Origin of the sequence: Ruminococcus sp. (genome assembly GCF_019417665.1) — a bacterium.
Lineage (GTDB): Bacteria > Bacillota > Clostridia > Oscillospirales > Ruminococcaceae > Ruminococcus_C.
The window spans coordinates 1-21459 of sequence record NZ_DXUU01000019.1 but is presented as its reverse complement, the minus strand read 5'-3'; the positions used below and the strand labels follow the sequence as shown (position 1 = coordinate 21459).

Annotated in this window: 24 protein-coding genes; all 24 read right to left on the bottom strand. The window is 51.2% G+C overall.

Going from position 1 to position 21459, the window contains the following annotated elements:
* Positions 1-19: 19 nt before the first annotated feature.
* Positions 20-1213: an exodeoxyribonuclease VII large subunit gene (gene xseA, locus QZ375_RS06765; protein WP_295217196.1), complete on the bottom strand. Its 1194-nt coding sequence runs from the start codon at positions 1211-1213 to the stop codon at positions 20-22.
* Positions 1201-2157, bottom strand: coding sequence for a peptidase M22 (locus QZ375_RS06760; protein WP_295217194.1), 957 nt, complete (start codon positions 2155-2157; stop codon positions 1201-1203). Before QZ375_RS06760 ends, xseA begins: the two co-directional genes overlap by 13 nt.
* Entirely contained in the window at positions 2135-2581 is a 447-nt protein-coding gene (gene nusB, locus QZ375_RS06755) for a transcription antitermination factor NusB (RefSeq protein ID WP_295217191.1), read from the bottom strand. The genes QZ375_RS06760 and nusB overlap by 23 nt, the downstream gene beginning before the upstream one ends.
* A 253-nt stretch (positions 2582-2834) precedes the next feature.
* Positions 2835-3497, bottom strand: coding sequence for a SpoIIIAH-like family protein (locus QZ375_RS06750; RefSeq protein WP_295217189.1), 663 nt, complete (start codon positions 3495-3497; stop codon positions 2835-2837).
* 28 nt (positions 3498-3525) lie between these two features.
* On the bottom strand, positions 3526-4074 hold the full coding sequence (locus tag QZ375_RS06745) for a hypothetical protein (protein WP_295217187.1): 549 nt from the start codon (positions 4072-4074) through the stop codon (positions 3526-3528).
* Positions 4055-4504, bottom strand: a complete 450-nt coding sequence (locus tag QZ375_RS06740; protein WP_295217249.1) for a stage III sporulation protein AF — start codon at positions 4502-4504, stop codon at positions 4055-4057. Before QZ375_RS06740 ends, QZ375_RS06745 begins: the two co-directional genes overlap by 20 nt.
* 30 nt (positions 4505-4534) lie before the next feature.
* A complete protein-coding gene (locus tag QZ375_RS06735) occupies positions 4535-5689 on the bottom strand; it encodes a hypothetical protein (RefSeq protein ID WP_295217184.1) in 1155 nt (384 codons plus the stop codon).
* Positions 5686-6078: a stage III sporulation AC/AD family protein gene (locus QZ375_RS06730; protein WP_295217181.1), complete on the bottom strand. Its 393-nt coding sequence runs from the start codon at positions 6076-6078 to the stop codon at positions 5686-5688. Before QZ375_RS06730 ends, QZ375_RS06735 begins: the two co-directional genes overlap by 4 nt.
* Entirely contained in the window at positions 6075-6269 is a 195-nt protein-coding gene (gene spoIIIAC, locus QZ375_RS06725; RefSeq protein WP_295217177.1) for a stage III sporulation protein AC, read from the bottom strand. The genes QZ375_RS06730 and spoIIIAC overlap by 4 nt, the downstream gene beginning before the upstream one ends.
* 109 nt (positions 6270-6378) lie before the next feature.
* On the bottom strand, positions 6379-6882 hold the full coding sequence (locus QZ375_RS06720) for a stage III sporulation protein AB (protein ID WP_295217174.1): 504 nt from the start codon (positions 6880-6882) through the stop codon (positions 6379-6381).
* Complete coding sequence (locus QZ375_RS06715) at positions 6876-7796, bottom strand: ATPase, T2SS/T4P/T4SS family (protein ID WP_295217171.1); 921 nt, start codon at positions 7794-7796, stop codon at positions 6876-6878. The genes QZ375_RS06720 and QZ375_RS06715 overlap by 7 nt, the downstream gene beginning before the upstream one ends.
* Positions 7797-8023: 227 nt before the next feature.
* Positions 8024-8641, bottom strand: coding sequence for a thiamine diphosphokinase (locus tag QZ375_RS06710; protein WP_295217168.1), 618 nt, complete (start codon positions 8639-8641; stop codon positions 8024-8026).
* Entirely contained in the window at positions 8638-9528 is an 891-nt protein-coding gene (gene rsgA / locus QZ375_RS06705; RefSeq protein WP_295217165.1) for a ribosome small subunit-dependent GTPase A, read from the bottom strand. Before rsgA ends, QZ375_RS06710 begins: the two co-directional genes overlap by 4 nt.
* Position 9529: 1 nt before the next feature.
* Positions 9530-11668 carry a Stk1 family PASTA domain-containing Ser/Thr kinase gene (gene pknB / locus QZ375_RS06700; protein WP_295217161.1) on the bottom strand — a complete coding sequence of 713 codons (2139 nt, stop codon included), beginning with the start codon at positions 11666-11668 and terminating at the stop codon, positions 9530-9532.
* Between the two features lie 19 nt (positions 11669-11687).
* The gene (locus QZ375_RS06695; protein ID WP_295217159.1) at positions 11688-12425 is read right to left on the bottom strand and encodes a Stp1/IreP family PP2C-type Ser/Thr phosphatase; all 738 of its coding nucleotides are present in this window, start codon (positions 12423-12425) and stop codon (positions 11688-11690) included.
* The gene (gene rlmN, locus QZ375_RS06690) at positions 12422-13492 is read right to left on the bottom strand and encodes a 23S rRNA (adenine(2503)-C(2))-methyltransferase RlmN (RefSeq protein ID WP_295217158.1); all 1071 of its coding nucleotides are present in this window, start codon (positions 13490-13492) and stop codon (positions 12422-12424) included. Before rlmN ends, QZ375_RS06695 begins: the two co-directional genes overlap by 4 nt.
* A gap of 141 nt (positions 13493-13633) precedes the next feature.
* Positions 13634-14932: a 16S rRNA (cytosine(967)-C(5))-methyltransferase RsmB gene (rsmB, locus tag QZ375_RS06685; protein WP_295217155.1), complete on the bottom strand. Its 1299-nt coding sequence runs from the start codon at positions 14930-14932 to the stop codon at positions 13634-13636.
* The gene (locus QZ375_RS06680; RefSeq protein ID WP_295217152.1) at positions 14929-15627 is read right to left on the bottom strand and encodes a zinc metallopeptidase; all 699 of its coding nucleotides are present in this window, start codon (positions 15625-15627) and stop codon (positions 14929-14931) included. The genes rsmB and QZ375_RS06680 overlap by 4 nt, the downstream gene beginning before the upstream one ends.
* A 19-nt stretch (positions 15628-15646) precedes the next feature.
* Positions 15647-16570 carry a methionyl-tRNA formyltransferase gene (gene fmt / locus QZ375_RS06675; RefSeq protein ID WP_295217150.1) on the bottom strand — a complete coding sequence of 308 codons (924 nt, stop codon included), beginning with the start codon at positions 16568-16570 and terminating at the stop codon, positions 15647-15649.
* Complete coding sequence (gene def, locus QZ375_RS06670) at positions 16567-17037, bottom strand: peptide deformylase (protein WP_295217147.1); 471 nt, start codon at positions 17035-17037, stop codon at positions 16567-16569. The genes fmt and def overlap by 4 nt, the downstream gene beginning before the upstream one ends.
* An 83-nt stretch (positions 17038-17120) precedes the next feature.
* A complete protein-coding gene (priA, locus tag QZ375_RS06665) occupies positions 17121-19574 on the bottom strand; it encodes a primosomal protein N' (RefSeq protein WP_295217146.1) in 2454 nt (817 codons plus the stop codon).
* Positions 19575-19577: 3 nt separating this feature from the next.
* Positions 19578-19790 (bottom strand): DNA-directed RNA polymerase subunit omega, encoded by a 213-nt coding sequence (gene rpoZ / locus QZ375_RS06660; protein ID WP_365728528.1) that lies wholly within the window; start codon positions 19788-19790, stop codon positions 19578-19580.
* Positions 19787-20389 carry a guanylate kinase gene (gmk, locus tag QZ375_RS06655; RefSeq protein ID WP_295217143.1) on the bottom strand — a complete coding sequence of 201 codons (603 nt, stop codon included), beginning with the start codon at positions 20387-20389 and terminating at the stop codon, positions 19787-19789. Before gmk ends, rpoZ begins: the two co-directional genes overlap by 4 nt.
* A gap of 13 nt (positions 20390-20402) precedes the next feature.
* Positions 20403-21314, bottom strand: coding sequence for a YicC/YloC family endoribonuclease (locus QZ375_RS06650; RefSeq protein ID WP_295217140.1), 912 nt, complete (start codon positions 21312-21314; stop codon positions 20403-20405).
* Between the last annotated feature and the right edge of the window lie 145 nt (positions 21315-21459).

Here is a 21459-nt window from a genome sequence, read left to right as displayed (position 1 = left end):
CATCCTTTTCCAAAATCTCTTATTCACAGGAATTGCACACCTCTGCTTTAATCTCACCCTCAGCCAGCTGGATCCGCAGCACATCACCAGCACTTACCTGCTGCGCATTGCGTACCAGCGTATCCCCGTGATACGCCAGCGCATAGCCACGCCCCAGGATCTTCAGAGGACTGAGCATATCCAACCGTGTCGCCTGCTGCTGCAATTGCTGCTCACAGCGTTCCAGAACAGAGGCACCGCTCTTGACCAGACGCAGATACAAGGATTCCAGTTCCTTCTGCGCCATTTCCTGGCGATGCTCCAGCGACTGCATCCGCAGACGATCGCACAGCCGTCCCAGTTCCTGTTGTTTCCGCAGCAACTGCTGCTCCACAGCTGATTCCATCCGCCGTGTCAGTTCCTGTACCTGCTGTATCATCTGCCGCACATCCGGCACTGCCAGTTCTGCCGCCGCTGACGGCGTAGGTGCACGCAGATCTGCCGCCGCATCCGCCAGTGTCCAGTCTGTCTCATGTCCCACGGCGGAGACAATGGGCACCGTACAATTGTAGATGGCCATGACCACTTTTTCCGTATTGAACGCCTGCAAGTCCTCTGCTGAACCGCCGCCGCGTCCCACGATCAGGACATCACAGCCGTCACACTGCGCCGCATCAATGGCACGGCATACGGAATCTGCCGCCGCATCTCCCTGTACCTGCGCCGGATAGACAAGCAGATGCCCAATGGGATACCGCCGTCCCACCACGTTTTTCACATCCTGTAATGCCGCACCCGTATCCGACGTAATCACGCCGATTTTCCGTGGCATGGGCGGAAGAGGATGCTTTGCTGCCGTATCGAATACACCCATTGCCGTCAGCTTTTTCTTCAGCTGCTCCAGGGCAAGTGCCTGCATTCCGGCACCGTCCGGCTGCAAATCTGTTACATACAGCTGAAATACGCCGTCTCGTTCATAGAGAGATGCCGTTGCCGCTGCAATGACACGCATACCATCCTGGGGTACAAACCGCAGCCGTTGAGCATTGCCCCGGAACATAACAGCCTTTACGCCGCTTTCTTCATCACGCAGCGTAAAATAGAGATGCCCCGAACGATAGTGATTGGTGAAATTGGAGATCTCACCACGCACTAAGATTCCCTGTAAAGCATGATCCTCTTTCAGCTTGAATCCCACATAGCGGTTCAGCTGCGTTACACTTAAAATTGCCATAATGCGCCTCTCTTTTCCCGCAGTGCCCCATAGACTGCCACGCCTACGGCGTTGTCGCAGGCACAATCCGGTTCTGCAAAATAACATTCCGCCTGGGCAGACAGCATGGGACGAATCATCCGGTTGGACATCACGCCTCCGGCATAGATCACCGGCAGTGCGCCATACTTTTCCTGCGCCGCCTTTGTCATGGTAATAATAGTCTCCGCCACAGTCAGCAGACAGAACTTTGCAATATCCTCCGGCAGCTCGCCCTGTTCCAGCATAGAACGGCACTTGTTTTCCAGTCCGGACAGACAGCAGTCCATGCCCCGGATCACGGGACGGACACGCATCTGCTTCCAGCTTTGCAGCGCCAGCTGTTCCAGTGCCGCACCGCAGGGAAATTGCAGTCCCAGCATGAGACCAACACGATCAATTGCCTGTCCCGCTTTCAGATCGAGAGACGTGCCGCAGGGTGTGATCCGCAGCCAATCTGTTTCGTCCGGCTCACAGTACAAAGAATCTGTTGTGCCGCCGCTGACATGGAATGCCAGAAAGGACTGCTTGCACAATGCCAGTTTTCCCGCAGAATAAAGTGCCGCCAATACATGACCGATCTGATGGGACGTCACATGCAGGGGCAGTCCATTCACAGAAGCAATACTCCGTGCCGTCCCCAGTCCCGTCAGAAAACAGGGCATATAAGAGTCTTCCAGATTCCGTGGTCGGGATGAAACACCAATGGCGCATAGTTCCTTTTCCTGCATCCGGGATTGAAGCCGTTCCATCAGTTCCGGCAGCTGCCGTGTGTGGTGAAATACGGCATCACTCTGCCGCAGTCCTGCTGCACCGGCTTTTACCGGAAGTAACTGCTTTTCCTGGTGCACCGCACCCGTCTCCAGATCCAGCAATGCTACAGACGTGGTATAATTACTGGTATCAATCCCCAGAATCTGTGCCATTCCCGGCATCCTCCTTTGCCGCCTTCTCAGACCGTGCATAGGCGCCCAGCACACCGTTGATAAAAGCTGTATCCTCCGCATAGGCATACGCCTGGGAAAGCCGGACTGCCTCGCTGATAACCACGTTCACCGGGATATCCGGCATATTTTTCAACTCATAGAGTGCCAGCCGCAGAATAGACCGGTTGATCGCAGGCACACGACTCAGACTGCGCTGCTTGCTGTGTGCTTCGATGATCTGATCCAGTTCCTGTGTCTGAGAGAGCACACCGCTAACATAGCGTTTCACACGATCCGGCACGGGCAGTTCCAGCATTTCCTCCGTTGATGTATACAGCGCTTCGATGGAATCAATTTCCTCAGCTCGTACCATTGCCTCGTATAACAATAAAAAAGCATATTCTCTGGTTTCGTGTTTTGTCATAACAACCTCCACATCCTGATTTTTACAGATCTTCCTCTAAAAAAGGGCGATCCCATTAAATTCGAAATACAGCAAAAAAGAAAGCTGATGCAACGGCAGATGCAGCAGCTTTCCACATTTCGATTTTCTTTCTTCTGATATGACTATGTATTTCTGCATAATCCAAAGAAATCGCCTGTAGTATGCCACCGGAATTTCCGCCGTCCGAACAAGTTCTTTCTTCTATTATACCAAAAAAAATCGATTGAGACAACTATTTTACCTCAAAAATTCGAATATTTTCTGCGGAAATTGATACCTCCCCCAAAATGATGTCTTTGATGGCTGCTGCCTGAGCTGCATCCAACCCTTCAGTCTGCACCACGACCTTGGCGCTTTCCCCGTCCAGATAGACGATACAGTCGGGATAACCCTGGGCTTTGATGAGAGATTCAATGGTGCTTTCGCTTTCAATGAGCTTGGAAGTTTCCACTGCAGCAATGGCGTCTGTCACAAGCTCATCCTCCGTCCGATCACCGCCGCCCAGAATGGACTGGAGCGTTGCCACGCTTTCGTCCCGGCTAGCAGTCCGCTCCAAACGTGCCTGAGCAAAATAATTTTCCGCACTGCCTGCCGCCTCCAGATCTGAAGCCACATCCTCTGCATTGGCCGCAGTCGAAGATGCGCCGACAGTTTCTGCTGTCGCATCTTCGCTATTTTCTGTGGCTTCTGCATCATCCTTTTCTGAAACAGGCTCTGCCTGTGCATTGACAAATGCCGTATCGCCATAGGTAATACCGTCATCCGACTGCACCTCTGCTGTTTTCAGTTCTCCGTCGGACATGGCATAATTGACATACACTGCAATTGCCAGCATCAACGTCAGGCAGGACAAAATGATCTGTTTTTTTCCGATGATCAAAGATGGTTTTTTCATAGTAATCTTCCCTTTCCAATATAAATTTTCATTTCTGCGTGGGGACAACGCAGATCCGACTCGCCGAAATATCCAGCACAGCCTGTACGGCGTTAGTCACACGCTCCTGTACCACACTGCTGGATGCACCGCTGCATACCACAATGACTCCACTGATCTCCGGCGAAACGATTTGCTGCACCAAAGGGCGTTCACCATCGCTGTCAGAGACGATCACACACTTCCGCTGGGATTGCGTCCGGGAGTCTGCCTGATCTTCCTCTTCATCCTGAGCGTAGACCGTTTCCGCAGTGCCAGTAGCAGTCAGCATTACTTGACAACGCCCCACGCCATCTATCTGCTCCAGAATGGTCACCAGACGTTCCTCTAGTGTATGGCAATACCCCTGCAATTCCGCAGAGGTATCAAAGGACGACAGTTCTGCCGCCGCAGATTCCTCTGCCTGTTTTTCCTTTTCCGGCAAAAAACCGGAAAGCAGGATCAGTGCCAAACCGGCAACGCCCAGGATCACCACCAGCCGTACACCACGTTCTCCTTTCAAACTGCCTTTCAGCCGTTCAAGAAGCTGTTTCCACATCAATTTTCACCTCTTCTCCCAGGCATTCTGCCAGCAGCGACTTTGCCGTCTCAGCATCCCCACAGAAAACCGTTACATGCTCTATCTCTATGCTGTTATCCTCTGCAATATGCACTTCCGCCTTTACTCTCGCATCTGTAACACCGCCCTTTTGCAGCAACTCCTGCAATGTATTTTCCAGATTTTCCGCAGCACAAACCTCTGTCTGCACTGCCATGGCGGCAGCCATATCCTGAGATACAGTCATATCACTGTCCCAGTTCATCTGCATTTTCCCTGCACCTTTCACCAAGGGCGTCAGAATTGCCAACAAAAATACTGCTGACAACAGCAGCCGCATCTGCCGGTCAAACTTGGCATTCGGACGAAGAGCATCCAGCACGCCGCTAAGCAAGCTGATCACACATGTGATCAGTACAATAGCACGCATCGTTTCCACAGAAAATCCTCCTCATTCTTATCACGCATTTCCCTTTCCCAGCGTCATAGCGATTGCTGTTGCCACTACGAACATAATACCGAAGCACACCAGTAACGCAAATGCAATGGCAAGAGCCTGCTGTGTTCCTCGCAGCAGCCGCAGCAAGCGCTGAGTGCCAAATAGTTCCGCTGCCGCCGTGCCAATTGCCACAACGCCGCGATACAGCAGAAGCTGTACCAGAGGCGGCAGAAACAGAATACAGATTGCCGCTATGCCGATAACGCCGGTAGTACTGCGCAGGATTTGCAGGCTGCTTCGCACAGCAGTATATGCATCAGAAACAGCACTTCCCACTACCGGTACAAAATTGGAAATGACATATTTTGTGGTCTTCGTCGCTGCCGTATCCACACTCCCGGTGATCCAGTTCTGCATGGACAGCACACCCAGAAAAATGGACATAAACAGACCCAATACCCAGGTGGTCACTTTTTTGGACAGGGTCAGAAGTCCGCTGACAGAAACCGAGGGGCTGACTGCATCCACAATGGCAAGGGCAAAACCCATGGTACAAAAAGGCAGCAGTACACGAGTGATCATCTGCATGACCCCATCCGCCAGTGCAATAACAGCTGTCTGGTAACAAACAGCACTACTGACAGTACCCCCTGCTGCCAGGATTCCGGCAAACACCGGCACAAAGATGAGCATAAATTCTGCACCCTGATTCAGCGTAGTCTCCACGGCGGCAAAGCTTTGACACAAAGGGTCTGCCAGGATTCCCACTGCCGCCAGAGCACAGAGAAACTCAAATACCTGTTCTGTCCCGGCACGCATGTTACCGCTGTGAAGTCCCTGCAGCAATGCTGCAAAAATAATCACCGTCAACAGTCCGGCAAGCATCTGAAAGGGACGCTCCACATGTTCCGAAATATATTCCCCTAGCACATCCCACACTGCAGAAAGAGTGAATTTATCGCTGATATCCCCGGCATCAGAAACAGAAAGTCCCAGCCTGTCCAGCACTGACTGCACGTCCCAATCCAGTGAGTCTGTCACATCTGTACTCCCGCTTTCCTCTGCAAAAGTCTGGGTCATATTCTCTTCTTCCGCCTGCACTGACACAGCGCACCACCTACCCAGAGTCACCAGCAGAAGTACTGTAATCGTCAGAAAGATCCAGATTTTTTTCATGCCAGCACCTCCGTCACTGTATTTAAAAGGGTTTCCAGTAAAGGCAGTGCCAGAAGCACCAAGGACAATCTCCCCCATAGTTCCACAGTCCGTGCCAGCGCTGTCTCGCCGCAGTCCTGACAAAGATCTCCGGCGATCCCGGTAAGATAACAAATGCCCAGCGCTTTCCACAAGGTTTCCAGATACGCCGCCGGCAGTCCGGTTTTGTTGAACAATGCATTCACACTTTCTGCAATAGGCGTCAGATATGCCACCGCTGCTATTCCCACAGTCACACAAGCACCAATGACACAAAACATGGCATGTTCCCGGCAGTACTGCTTGAGCAGCGTTGCAAAAATGGCAGCGATAATGCAAACTGCGGCAGCAGTTGTTGTCTCGCCGATCATAACCCGAACACCGACTTGACACGCTCGAAAAGTGTACCAATCTGATCCACCAGAAGCATCAGCACGACCACCAGTCCGGCAAGGGTGGTCATCATCGCCTGTTCCTCCCGTTCAGCACGTTTCAGCACCAGATTCAGCACTGCAACAATGATGCCAGTCCCGGCAATTTTAAAAATAAGGTCGATATCCATTTTGAAAACATCCCTTCTTTCCACTTATTAAGCTATTTTTGATTATGGTAAGATTTCAAGGTTTGTTTGTATGCGGGCGGATAATATTCGCCCCTACAAATATGACCCATTAACAAAACAGAATTGCCGCCAGCAGGCCGCCCAGTACGCCCATACTGAAATACAGCCGCTGACGCTGGATACAACGGTTTCGTGTCTCTTCTGCATAAGGTTCCAATTGCTGCCGATATTGCGCCAGTGTTTCGACTTGTCCACAGAGATCACTGACGCCCAGTTCCTCCCCCAGAGGCAGCAGCAGCTGTCTTGCGTTTTCCGGTACTGCTGCATCTTCCTGCAATCCCGTTCGCCATGCCGTACAAAGAGGCACGCCGGACTGCAATTCTGCCATCATCCGTTCCGGAAAAGAAAACATTTCATACGCCGGTTCCTGCGTCAGCTGCTCCAGCAATTCTTGTACCGAAGCTGCATGGAATTCCATCTGTACTGACAATTCACGGAGCATCTGACAAAGCCGTTCCATGACGATCCGCTCTTGACGAAGCCGCATTGCCGCCAAAAGTCCTGTTCCAGTTCCAGAAAGCACAATGAAAAGCAGCCCCAACAGCTTCAGCATGATGCCACCCGGCGCAGTGACTGCACCACCCCCTGCTGTTCTGTTGAAAGCATTGCTACATAGGAAAATACCCCCTCCTCCATGAGCTTCCGCAGCACCGGACGCTGTTCCAAATCTGTCCAGGACGCTGCATGAGCAGAAGCAATCACCGGTACGCCGCATCCATGAATACGAAGAATTGCCTCTGCGTCTGTCTCTGTGCCGATCTCATCACAGATCAGTACTTCCGGTGTCAGCACACGCAGTGCCATTAGCAGTCCCTCTGCACGCGGAAAACCATCCAGCACATCCGTATGTAATCCCACATCATATCTAGACACACCGTGGTGCATTGCGGCAATTTCGCTGCGCTCGTCCACCAGCGTTACCCGATGAGATGCCCCCAGAAGACGACACATATCCCGGAGCATGGTAGTCTTTCCTGAACCCACCGCACCGGCAAGCAGCAAACTGTTGGGTCTCGTACTGCATGTTTGTCCATAAAGTGTCTGGGCACAGCCAGTCACTGCATGAGAGATTCGAAAATTCAGTCCATTAATATGGCGAATCTGGGAAAACACACCATCTCGATAGACTGCTGACCCAGCAATGCCCACCCGGTTTCCTCCAGAGACAGTGACAAATCCATCGCAGATCTCCTTGGTATACCGATAGACAGAATATTCACATACCGCCTGAAATACCCGTTCCACTGCCTGCTGAGACATAGAAATCGCTCGGGATGGAATATCCGTTCTTGTTCCGTGTTCCGTGAGAAACTGCTCCCAGCGCCCTATGGCAATTGCCACTGGTCGGTCTGCCCGAAGCCGGATCTCCTGTATCTGTTCCAGTTCTTCTCCCGGCATTTGCCGCAGCGCCGCCTGTACCTGTGCAGGTAAATATCGCATCACTGTCATGATTCCGTTCGTTTCCATACGTCCTCCTGTTCGGCTTGTCTGTTGCTTTGTTCCATTCTATGTGCGGCTTGTCTCTAATATACCTGATACATGGGCACAAAAAATCCGCCCTGCGGCACACACCGCAAGACGGATATCATATTTGTAATTTTGCTTTCTGTGATCGGCAATAAGAGACTTTGTCCCTTGACCTTACCAGCATTTTTGAAAAATTATTGAGCCAAAAACTTCATTGTCTGTGCCTCTCACAGATCTCTCGCAAAAACTACCAACAAATCTCCTTTTCCCACTGTTACAACGGCTTCCTCCGCCGTAATTTCATTGCTGACCCCCAATGGAAACACTCCGGACAGTGTTCCATGCGCCAGCGGATATGCCACACCTTCCAGAGTCACATCTTCACAGGTCTCCGTCAGGGAAAACAGGGAAAAATATCCTTCACGCCTGGGATACCGTACCGTACCGCTTCGCTGCAAAGTAACCCAGTGCCTGGCGTCCACCAGAATCCCTTGTACACCGGCATCCACCAGCATCCGCATCATCTGCAAATTGGCGATCGTATGATCCAGTCTGCCGCCCAATGCACCATAAAAAATCAGTTCCGTACAGTTTTTCGATAAAGCATATTTCGCCGCCAGGATCAGATCTGTATCATCCTTTTCCGCCGGATAGACCACCACATTCGACCCATCAGGGATTTTCCCCAGGGAGTCGAAATCCCCCACGATCCAGTCCGGTGTTATGCCCAATGCCTGTGCTAACTGCACTCCAGCATCCGCACAAATATAACAATCTGCCTCGGGCACTGCCGGCTGTTCCGATGGAATCACCGGCGCACCGCCAAAAATCACTGCACGTTTCATGATTCCCACGCCTTTCTCTGTTTTGCCGTCTGATAGAGGGATACATAGGAATCATGACGGCTCTTGGCGATCTCACCGTTCTGCACTGCTCCTACAATAGCACAGCCCTTTTCGCAGACATGGGCACAGTCCGAGAAACGGCATTCGCCGAAATACTGTCGGAATTCCGGGAAACAGTCGGCGATCTGTTCCTTTTCCATCTGAAGATACTGCTCTACCTCAAAGGTGGAAAATCCTGGTGTATCTGCCAGATACCCTCCGACGCAGGGATACAGTTGTACCTGCCGTGTGGTATGTCTGCCGCGTCCCAATTTTTCACTGATCTCCCCCACAGGCAACTGGAGAGACGGCTCGATGGCGTTGAGCAGCGTAGACTTTCCCACCCCGGAGTTACCAGTCATCATACTGATCCTGCCGGACAGCCGCTGTGCTACGGCATCCACCGTCTCCGGCTTCTGATAATCCACAGCCATGACAGGGATCCCAGCCTGTTCATACAGCCGGCACAATTCTTCTCCGGCATCCAGGTCAACTTTTGTGACAATCAGAACCGGTTCAATCTCCTGATAAATCGCCACTGCCAAAAAGGAATCCAGCAGCAGCAGATTCGGGGAGGGATGGCAGGAAGAAACCACAAACAAAATCTGATCCAGATTCGCCACCGGCGGCCGCAGGATGCTGTTTTTTCTTGGCAGGATATCTGAAATAACATTATCGTCAGAAAGCAGCACATAGTCTCCTACATAGGGCACAATCCCTCGTTTGCGGAATACACCCCGTGCTTTACAGGTGCAGATACCGGAAAAGGTCTCTACTGTATAGAGACCTCCTACCGATGTTAAGATTCTGCCCTGTGCACCTTCTGGAATGGCAACAGGACTTTTCATATCATCCAGCCTCCGCTCCGTCTGCCGGTGCAGGTTCCGCTGGCGCAGGTTCCGCTGGTGCAGGTGGTTCTGTCATTGCTGGTGTTGTCTCTACAGCAACAGAAGCAAATGCTTGGTTGATGCTCTCGCTGGATGCTGTAAAGGTCTTGTTGGCAAAATCAAAAGTATAAGTGCCCACAGGTGCGGTCTTACCGCTCTGAGAACTGGTTACAGAAACCTTTACGGTTTTGCTGCCCTTGCCCTTTACCTTAGCAGTCACAGAGCCATCGTTCAGATTTTCTGCCACAAATTGATAACTTGCGATCACGCCGTCTTCATCTGTGGTAAAACTCAAGGTATACATACCGCTCATGCTGCTAGTAGGCAAATTCAGCAGGCCGTAGGAAACTTCACCCTCCGGTTCTTCACCGTTGCTGACAGTCAGTTTCACAGTAGAGCCGGAAACCACGACCTTGCCCTGCTCCGGATCCTGTTTGATAACAACATCCTTTTCTTCTGTGGAAGGCTCTTCAGTCACTTCTACCTTCAAGTTGCGGTGCTCACATTCCTTCTGTGCCTCTTCCAGTGTCATGCCCACAAATTTCGGCACGTCGGTTTCGTCTACAGCAACACCCTGGCTCACATATATCGTAACTGTCTGTCCAACAGCCACCTCGGTCAACTTCTCCGGGTCTGTCTTAATAACATGACCGGCTTCGATATTCTCCTCCGAGGTACTCTGCGTTTTTTTCAATTCTGCAACTAGTCCAAGTGCTTTCAATGCCTCTTCCGCTTCATCGGAAGTATAATTGGTCAGATCAGGAATCTGCACCTTCTGAACACCCTTACTAACGGCAACTGCCAGTTCGACCTTGCCGTCGTCATTTTTCTTGACAAATTGTCCGGCTTCGATATTCTGCTTATAGATAATATCCACATCGTATTTGTCCGTATAATCTTCTTCAGCAACTTTAAATTCAATGTTGGGATAATTTAACACTGCTTCTTCATAATTCATACCGATGACATAGGGCACCTCGTCAGTGGAACTGTTGGAACCGCTGGTGCTCTGACCTACGATCAGGAAAATAATGATCGCAGCCACAACCACAACTGCAAACGTCACCGCGGCCAGAATGGGGATAACCAAAGACTTGGTTCGTTCCTGATCCGGTTCATTGGTATAATTACCATAATAATCATCCTGGCTCGTATTATCATAGGTATGATTGCCGCGTTGAGGACGGCCGTCATTCTGTACCGGCGGTGTGAAGTACTGCGTTCTTCCGGAAGATTCCGGCACATTGTAATAACCAAAAATAATTTGGTTGTCTGCCTTGAAGGCTTCAATATCCCGGATCATGTCTGTGGCGCTCTGGTATCGTTTCGAGGAATCCTTTTCCATAGCGTGCATAATGATCTCTTCCAGACCGGAAGGAATATTCGGATTAATATCTCTGGGACGCACTGCCACATTCTGCATATGCATCACTGCAATAGATACAGGATTGTTCGTATCAAAGGGCTTCTTTCCTGTGAGCATTTCATAGAACATAACACCCACAGAATAAATATCACTCTTCGCATCTGTCACATCGCCGCGTGCCTGCTCTGGACTGATATAATGCACCGTACCGATTGCCTGATCCGTTGCTGTGCGGCTCTCTTCCCGGGCAAATTTTGCAATACCAAAGTCCATGACCTTGATGGTGCCATCGGTCAGCAGCATGATATTCTGGGGCTTGATGTCCCGGTGGACAATGCCGCGGTTGTGTGCATGCTGTAAAGCACGCAGGATCTGGATGACAAAATGTACCGCATCCTTCCAGTTCAGAACACGTTCACTGTCAATGTAATCCTTCAGGGTAATGCCGTCAATATACTCCATGACAATGTACTGTACCTTATCCGAAAAGCCCATGTCATAGATCTTGACAATGTTCGGGTGGGACATCACTGCAATTGCCTTGGATTCGTTGCGGAACCGACGCTGAAATTCTTCACTCTCAGAATATTCCGTTTTGAGAATTTTCACAGCCACCATGCGGTTGTCCAGCACATCAATAGCACGGTACACATTTGCCATGCCGCCCTCGCCCACGAGCTCTGTCAGTTCATAGCGGCCGTCAAGTCTTGTTCCAATGAATTTATCCTTGTCCATACCTTCTGATTCCTCCATTTTATGACGCTGTTACGATCGCAACAGAAATATTATCTCTTCCGCCCTTTTCCAGTGCTGCATCCACTAGCTTCTGGGTGATCTCCTCTGCCGGTAATTCTTCACTCAAGATCGCCTGGATCTCTGCATCCGAGCAAAATCCCGAAAGTCCGTCAGAGCAGAGCAGCAGCCGGAATGATTGATTCTCTTCCAGGTCAATGCGGAAAAAGTCCGGGCACACTGTACGTTCCACACCCACCGCTTTCATAAGCATATGCCGCTGTGGGTGGGTTTCCATTTCCGCCTTTGTGATCTCTCCTTTTTCCATGAGCATGTGCACCACTGTGTGATCCGTGGTGATCTGCTCCATATTCTCGTTTGTCAAAAGATATGCCCGGCTGTCCCCCACATTTGCCACAGCGATGTAGGTATCGCTGACAAAAGCGGCAACACAAGTCGTACCCATTCCAAAATTCTGATAATCCATCCGTGCGGTCGTATACACCACGGAATTTGCAGCAGAAACCGAGGAAAGCAGCAGAGAACGCACACTATAGGCGTCCATATCTTCTATATATCCCTCTTCAAAATGTTCGAAAAAGACATCTGTTGCCATGGTGCTCGCCTTGCTGCCAGAGCGTTCACCGCCCATGCCGTCGCAGACCACCAACAGCAGATTTTCTCCGAACTGTCGTATTCCCACACGATCCTGATTTTCATCCCGTACATATCCGATGTGCGTTTGCGATGCACTCGTCAATTTCTACCACCTCCATCAGAAATTCCCCGGGCATTTTTCCGTCCATCTGCATCCCGGCGCAGCTGACCACATGCCGCCTGGATATCGCTGCCCAGCGTCCGGCGGATGGTCGCATGTATACCCAATGCTGTCAGTTCCTTTTGAAACCGTTCCACCGTCTGACGCATCGACCGGAAGTCACGCTCTGCAATGGGATTCACCGGGATCAGATTCACATGGCACTGCATCCCACGCAGCCGTTCTGCCAGCCGTTTTGCGTCCGCTTTCGTACTGTTTACCCCATCAATAACGGCATATTCCATCGTCACACGCCGCCCGGTTTTTTCGAAATAATACCGACATGCGTCCAGCAGTTCCTCCACCGAATACCGTCGGTTCACCGGCATGATCTCACTGCGCCGGCCGTTATCGGGACTATGCAGGGAGACCGAAAGTGTCACGCCCAGCTTCATCTCTGCAAGCGCCCGGATTCTGGGCACCAGCCCACAGGTAGACAATGTCACATGCCGCAGACTCATGCCAAAGCCATTTGGATCTGACAACAGCCGAAAGAACTGTATCACATTTTCAAAATTGTCCAAAGGCTCACCAATCCCCATGAGCACCAGGCTGTCGATCCGGCAGCCTGCATCCCGCTGCGTCTCATAAATTTGCAGCAACAACTCTGCCGGAGTCAGATCCCGGACATAACCTGCAATCGTAGACGCACAAAATTGACAACCCATCCGGCAGCCCACCTGCGTAGAAATACACAGGCTCTTTCCATGGTGATAGTCCATGAGAACGGTCTCCACAAAGTTGCCGTCCGGCAGCTCATATAAGTATTTTACCGTATCATCTATGGAAGATGCAAGCCTTCTCGCAATATTTAGTCTATTTATACAAAAAATTCTGTCTAATCTCTCCCGCAGTTGGAGAGAAAGTGTAGTCATTTGTGCAAATTCCGTCACCTGCTTCTGGTGCAGCCAGTTAAAAATCTGTTTTGCACGGAATTTTGGTTCGCCCATCTCTGCCATATGCGCCTCCAGCACATCCAAAGGCAGAGACAAAATATCCATTCGCTCCATACTTTCCCTCCGGGAAAAGACTAGGCAATATCGCACAAGGATTGTGCGTCAGATGCGCCGTCAGTTTTTTCGTCATATGACGGAAAAGATGCAAGCATATGGCGTGCAAAGCCGCCAGGCGCTCTTTGTGCGGTATTGCCGCTAGTTTCGTTTCATCTTCGCCACAAAAAAGCCGTCACTGCCGCAAAGCTCCGGCAGCAGCGTTATCATAGGCTTTTCAAAAGCTTCACCCAACGCCGGACATACCGACTCCGGTGTAAACTCCGGATGATTCTGCAAAAACTGCTGCACCACCTGTTCATTTTCCGCAGGCAGCACCGTACAAGTAGAATACTGCAAAATACCGCCGGATTTTACATAACGTGCTGCATTTTCCAGAATTTCCAACTGCAATGCCGGGAGTGATTTCAACTCCTCAGGATCTTTCTCCTTGACCTCCGGCTTTCGCCGCAGAACGCCCATGCCGGAGCAAGGCACATCGCACAGCACACGGTCTGCGCCGGCATATTCCGCCTGGAACACCAGAGCGTCTCCCTGCGCCGCCGTCACATTGGTCAGCCCAAGACGCTTCACATTTTCCTCGATCAGCTTCACCCGATGCTCCGCCAGATCAAAGGCACAGACCCTGCCTGACTGCGCCATCTGAATTGCCATGGTGCAGGTCTTTCCGCCGGGTGCTGCGCAGAGATCCAGTACAGTTTCTCCCGGCTGTGCGCCGATGGACAGGGCACAGATCTGGGATGCCAGATCCTGCACATAGAACCAGCCCTTCCGGAATTCCGGCAGGCTGCGGATATCTCCAGCGTAAAGCGTATAGGCATCCGGCAAAAGGGACACCGGTGTGATCTGATCCCCCAGCGCCTGCTCCAGTTCTTCTCTGGTACACGCCAGAGAATTACGCCGAATAAACCGTGGTGCCGGCTCCAGGGCATCTGTCAGAAAAGCTCGTGTCCGTTGTTCACCATAAGCATCCATCAGTTGTTCCAACAGCCACTGGGGCACAGCATATTCTACCGCCATAGCAGCTTTTTTGTCCTTGGGATAGGGAATCTTACAGTCATCCCGGAGAAATCCCCGGAGCACTGCATTCACAAACCCGGAAGCACTTGCTTTCCGGCAGGTTTTCGTCAGCTTCACACTTTCATTGACCGCCGCACGGGACGGGATCTGGTCGCAATACAACAGCTGATACACACCCAGCCGCAGTATATTTCGCACTGTACCGTCCAGTTTCCGCAGCGGCTGCTTGCTGTAATGGGAAATAACAGCATCCAATGTGATGCGCCGTTCGATAACACCGTAATACAACATTGCGCAAAGCCGCTTGTCCCGTTCTTCTAGATCTGACTGGGACAGCGCACTATCTAACAGCAGATTGGAATAACTCTGCTCCAGTTCGGTACGGTCTAATAGCTGTACCGCCAGTTTTCTTGCATTCATCTTCGTCTGTCATTCCCCTTTGCAATGGAGATCAGCCGCAGCAACTGCAAAATACTGTTCAGAAGCGCAGCCACATATGTCAATGCAGCCGCTGTCAGCACTTTCCGGGACTTCTTCAGTTCGTCTCCTGCAAGAATATACCGGGATTCCAGGGTTTGCATGGCACGGCTGCTGGCATTGAATTCCACCGGCAGCGTAATGAGCTGGAAAAAGACGATTGCTGTAAACAGCAGGATTCCCACCAGCTGCAAGGTTTCGCCCATATAAGAGCCGCCTAGGATCAGCCCCAATACAAAAATAATATACCAGAATTTTGACCCGATCTGTGTCACCGGAATCACTGCACTGCGGACTTTCATAGGAAAATATCCCACTTCATGCTGTACCGCATGACCGCATTCATGTGCTGCTACGCCAATTGCCGCAACAGAAATAGAATCGTGCACAGAATCCGACAAACGGATGACATTTGCACGTGGGTCGTAGTGATCCGTCAACTTTCCCGAAACACGCTCAACAGAAATCTGATATAGACCGTTATCATCCAGGATCTGCCGTGCCACCTGGGCTGCCGTCAGCCCACGGCTGTTGTAATCCTTTTCATACCGTTTGAATGTGGCATTCACATTCCATGATGCCCAGAGACTGATGATCAGTCCCAGGATCACCAGTCCGTAACCGCCGTAAAGCAGCATATAACGCCTCGCTTTCTGCTCAGCCGAGCGTTTCCCCGTTTGTCAGTTTCTTTCCCCGTAAAAAATCCGCTGCAGCCATCCGGCGTTTTCCCTCCGGCTGAATTTCTGTCAGCCGCAGTCCGTTGCCGTCACCGCATGCCACCACAAATTCTGCTGGATCTGCGATCGTTCCCGGCGCACCAGAAACATCTTCGACTACTCTTGAAGCGTAGACCTTCAGCCGTTTACCGTCCAGCATGGTGAATCCAGTAATGCCCCGGATCAGATCATGCAGTTCAGCGGCAGGCTTCGTGAAATCCAGCTCTGACATTTCCTTTGTGATACGGCTGGCATAACTGGACAGCGCATCGTCCTGGGGTTCTGCTGTGAGCGTTCCATTTTCCAATGCCGCTAAGGTCTCCTGGAGTGTTTCTGCTGCCAGTTCCGCCAGACGGTCGTGCAGCTCAGCCGCCGTTTCCTCCGAGCCAATGTCAATTTCCTTTTTCAGGAGCATATCTCCCGTATCCAGTCCCTCTGCCATCTGCATGGCAGTGATGCCGGTCTTTGTCTCACCGTTCAGGATCACCCACTGAATAGGAGCAGCGCCCCGATATGCCGGCAGCAGGGATGCGTGCATATTGATACAGTGATGCGGCGGCAAATCCAACACTGCCTTTGGCAAGATCTGTCCATATGCCATGACCACAATGAGATCCGGTGCCAACTGGCGCAGGGTCTCCATAGCAGCTTCCGCATCCTCCCCTCTCCGCAGGGACAGAGGCTGATACACCGGGATATTATATTCCAACGCTGCCGCCTTTACCGGTGTGGGAATGGTATGATGTCCACGTCCCTTGGGACGATCCGGCTGTGTAAAAACGCCAACGACCTCATGCTTGCTCTCCGCCAGAAGGCGCAGACACGGCACAGCGATATCCGGCGTTCCCATATAGACTATTCTCATGCTTCCTCCAGATCCTTTGGGTCTACAAATTCCTCTACCACGTCCACGAATAGCTGACCGTCCAGATGCGCATTTTCATGACAAGTACACTGTGCGCCCAATGCAGTCAGCGTCATCTCAAACCACTCACCATTGCGATTCTGGGCACGAAGCTTGCACTTATTGGGACGTGTGACATAGCCCCAGCAGTTGGGTACAGAAAGACAGCCTTCCAACACACGCTGCTTGCCGCTGGTTTTTACGATCTCCGGATTGATTGCCTCCACCCGGACATCACCCAGATGCATAATAAACAGACGGCGGCAATAGCCTACCTGAGGTCCTGCCAGTCCCACACCGTCTGCCTGATCCAATGTTTCGTGCATATCATCCAGCAGCTGGTGGAGCTTTTCATCAAATTCCGTCACCGGACGGCATTTCGCCCGCAGGATCGGATCTCCTTCTTTTACAATTCGTCGGATCGCCATGGATCATTCCCTCCAATTTCAATGCTTTGATACTTTTTGTCTGCCCATTGCGCTGCAATGCTGCCTGAACGCAACCTATTCTATTATACGCCGATGTCACCATTCATGTCCGCATAAATATGCACTCTTGCGCAGCTGCGGTCTGTACCGGCTTCTGCCAGTACCGCATGGATCAGTTCCCGATACGGCTTTGTGTTTTTACACTTGATCACCAATTGATAGCGATATTTTCCATTGATGCGCCCATAAATACACGGCACTGGCTCCAGCACCCAGATGGGATAGGAAAATTCCTGTTTCCTTATCTGGGATTTCAGGATCTCTGCTGTTTTCCGGGATGCAGTCTGTACTTCCTGTTCCCGTGCACCGGTAAAACCGATCACACAGATGTCACAGATGGGAGGAAAGATCAGCTGCCGCCGCAGGGCAATTTCCTGGGCATAAAATTCCGGATATGCCTGCTGCGCCGCCAATCGGAGCACATAATGATCCGGCATACTGGTCTGCAAAATGGCACGGCCGGGAGCATCGCCTCTGCCGCCTCGTCCCACCACCTGGGTCACCAGGGAAAAGGTTCGCTCGTAGCTGCGGAAATCTCCGGCATAGAGCGCCTTATCCACTGAAAGAACACCAACCAGAGTGACACGGGGGAAATCCAGTCCCTTGCCGATCATCTGCGTCCCCAGCATGATGTCATACTTTCCCTCCCGGAATTCCGTGAAGCGTTCTTCATAGGCATACCGGGACATGGTGGTATCTGCATCCATCCGCAGAATACGTGCTCCCGGTACGATCTGTTGCAATTCCTCCTCCAGCCGCTGGGTGCCAAAGCCCATTTTCCGCAAATGCTTGCTGCCGCAGGTGGGACACACCTGCACCAGATCCTGGGTATGGCCGCAGTAATGGCACATCAAGCTGTCGTTGACCTTATGATACGTCATGGGAATGCTGCAATTGGGACAGTACACCGGCTTGTTGCAGGATGCACAGCTGATTATGGTATGATATCCCCGGCGGTTGAGAAGCAGCAAGGACTGATTCCCAGCCGCCAGATTGTCTTTCAGCGCTTCAGCCAGAGTCAGAGAAAACATGCTGTCATTGCCGGCAGTGCGTTCCTCCTGCATATCCACCACTTCCACTGTGGGCAGCGGTGCCTGGTTATAGCGTTGTTTCATTTCCAATAAAGTATATACACCACGTTTGGCATAATAGTAACTTTCAATAGACGGCGTTGCCGATGCCAGAAGCAGCGGACAATCATGGGTCTGACATCGCTTTTTCGCCACGGAAATGGCGTGATATCTTGGAGCGCTGTCGGATTTATAAGTCCGTTCGCCCTCTTCGTCCACCACAATGAGTCCCAGGGACTGCACCGGTGCAAAGACGGCGCTTCGGGTACCGATGATGATCTTTACCTCGCCGGAAGCAATTTTCCGCCAGGTTTCGCTGCGCTGTCCCAGTGAAAGTTCACTGTGCACCACGGCAACGATTTCCCCGAACAGGCTGTAAAATCGTCCGACAATCTGCGGCGTCAGTGCAATTTCCGGCACCAGCAGGATCACCTGTCTGCCCTGTTTCACCACTGTGTCAATAAGCCGGATAAAGACGCTGGTCTTGCCGCTTCCGGTAACGCCATGTAACAAAAAACAGTGCATTCCCTCATGGAGTGCTGCCACTACCCGCTCATAGACAGACTGCTGTTCCGGAGATAAGATCAGATCTTCTGGGGATTGGGTCTGTTTTTCTATCGTGTACGAATGCAAAGGCGGTTTTGCAATATAGGACTCCAGCACCCCCAGCTGCACCAGCTTTTTCGCCACAGCAGTGGAAACGCCGCTGAGATAGCACGCCTCTTTTTCCGAGACCGATCCCACTTCCTGCATAAGCCGTACCAGCTTCTGCTGAGTTTTCGTCACCTGGGGCAATTCATCCTTTCCTTTTGCCATGCGGAGCATACGGGTTCCCGTTTGACCATGTGTCTTTTCCTTGACAGTTTCCACCCGGTGCAAAAACCCTTTTTCCACCAGCACATCCACAATTTGCTTTCCCTGGCTGTCTGTATTTGCAAGGATCCGGCGGAATTCCCGCTTTGTCCTGGCTTTCCGCAAAAAGAACAGCAGGTGTTCCTCTTCCTCTGTCAACGGCAACTGCGGCGGCACTTCTGCAAGTGAAATGCTCTCCACCAACTGCACCTGCATCCCGGCAGGCAGAATCGTCCGCACAGCATCATAGTAGGTACAAAAGGTCATTTCCTTGAGCCAGAATACCAGATCCAACATTTCTGGTGAGAGAATAGGCTGTTCATCGACCACAGACAAAACAGATTTCAACTGCTGTTCCGTCTGTGCCTGCCGGGTACAAGAAAGTACGATCCCTACACGTTTGGCATTGCCTTTTCCAAAAGGCACGATCACACGACAGCCAGCAGCGATTTCCTGTCTTGCCACATAAGAAAACAGCCGGTCAAAGGAATAGGCAGCTGCACAGACTGCCACACCAACGCACCAGATCTGGGGCAGACCCGAACAAGTTTCCATAAATCAGTGTGTCGTTTCGTCGTCTTCTACGATACGGTATTTTCCGGCAGCCAGTTCCCGGATAGCGGTTTTCACCGGCTTTTCTTCCAGAACTTTTCCCTCCTCGTACAATTCATCAGCAACCTCACGGGCACGTTTTGCCACACCGATGACCAGGGAATAACTGCTTTCATTTTTTGTGATCAACTGATTCACAGACGGTCTCAACATATTCATTTTCCAAGCACCTCTTCAATTAAAGTCTGACATTTTTCTGTTTTGCACGATTCCGCACGCAGAATCGCATTCACATCAGCGATTGCCTGAGACAGCTCGCCGTTTACGACAATATAATCGTATTGCGCAGCACAACCGATCTCACGGGATGCCTGTGCCACACGATTCTGCACCACTGCCCCTTCTTCTGTACCGCGTTTCCGCAAACGACGTTCCAACTCGGACAGAGACGGGGGCATAATAAATAAAAAGACGGCATCCGGACACTTTTCCCGAATCTTCATTGCACCGACTACTTCAATTTCCAGGATAACATCCTGTCCCTGTGCCAAATGATCTTCCACAGGCTGCTTCGGCGTACCGTAGTAATGATTGCAATACTGGGCATATTCCAGAATGCCGTCATTGGCAATAAGCGCTTCAAACGCCGCATTGGTCAGAAACTGATAGTTCACGCCGTCCACTTCGCCGGGACGCATTTCCCTTGTCGTTGCCGACACAGAATAATACAAATTAGGGTTTTGGAGTACCTCATGCAAAATGGTTCCCTTTCCGCAGCCTGACGGTCCGGACACCACGAACAATGTGCCTTTTTTCATCTTCATGCTTCCTTTATTCAATATTCTGGATCTGTTCCCGGATCTTTTCGATCTCCGATTTCATATCCACAACCAGCTTTGTGATTTCCAGAGACTGTGCCTTTGAGCCGGTGGTATTCACTTCACGATTCATTTCCTGCACCAAGAAGTCCATTTTTCTCCCCACAGGCACATCGCTTTCCAACAGGGTGCGGAACTGAGCAATATGACTGTGCAGCCGCACCAATTCCTCATCTACAGCAATTTTTTCTGCCACAACCGCCGCCTCTGTCACAAGACGGGATTCCTCCACTGTACGGTCTGCCAGCAATTCCCCGATCTTCCGATACAGCTTATCATAATACAGCTGCACTGTCTCCGGTGCCAGTTCCTCCACACGATTTGTCATTTGATCCAGTGCATCCAGGTGGAACGCAACATCTGCCTTCAGTCGTTCGCCCTCGACTGCACGCATGGACAGAAACTGCGTCAGTGCATCGTGCAGCAGCGGTTCCACCGATGCCCAGACCACTTCTGCATCCTCTGTCACCTGCTGGATCTGAAATGCATCCGGCAGACGCAGCAAAGTGGAAAGCGACAGATCCTGCTTTAAAAAAGCATGTTCCGAAACACCACCGTCCAATTCCTCTGCCAAGCGCCGGTTTTCCTCCAACAGTGCACGAAAATAGGCAGAAACTGCCGCATGATTCACCTGAACTTCCAGGGATTTCCCGCCTACAGCCTGCATAGTGAGAGATATCTCAACCTTTCCCCGGGCGATCCGGGATTGCAGCTGCTCCTTGATTTTTTCTTCTAGGTAGCTATAGACACGAGGCAGCTTTACAGAACATTCGTAAAACCGATGGTTCACCGCCCGAATTTCCACAGTGATATCATAACCGCCGTTTTGCGCCGATGCACGGCCATATCCCGTCATACTCTTCATGCTATCACCCCTTTATTTTTTTCATAATATCTTATTATACCATTTCACTGAAGAAAAATCAAGGGGAAATGCGAAAATTTCACAGATACACTGTAGTGTTACAATAGAAGTGAGACCTCAAGGGTATAGAAAAAGCGATTGAGAT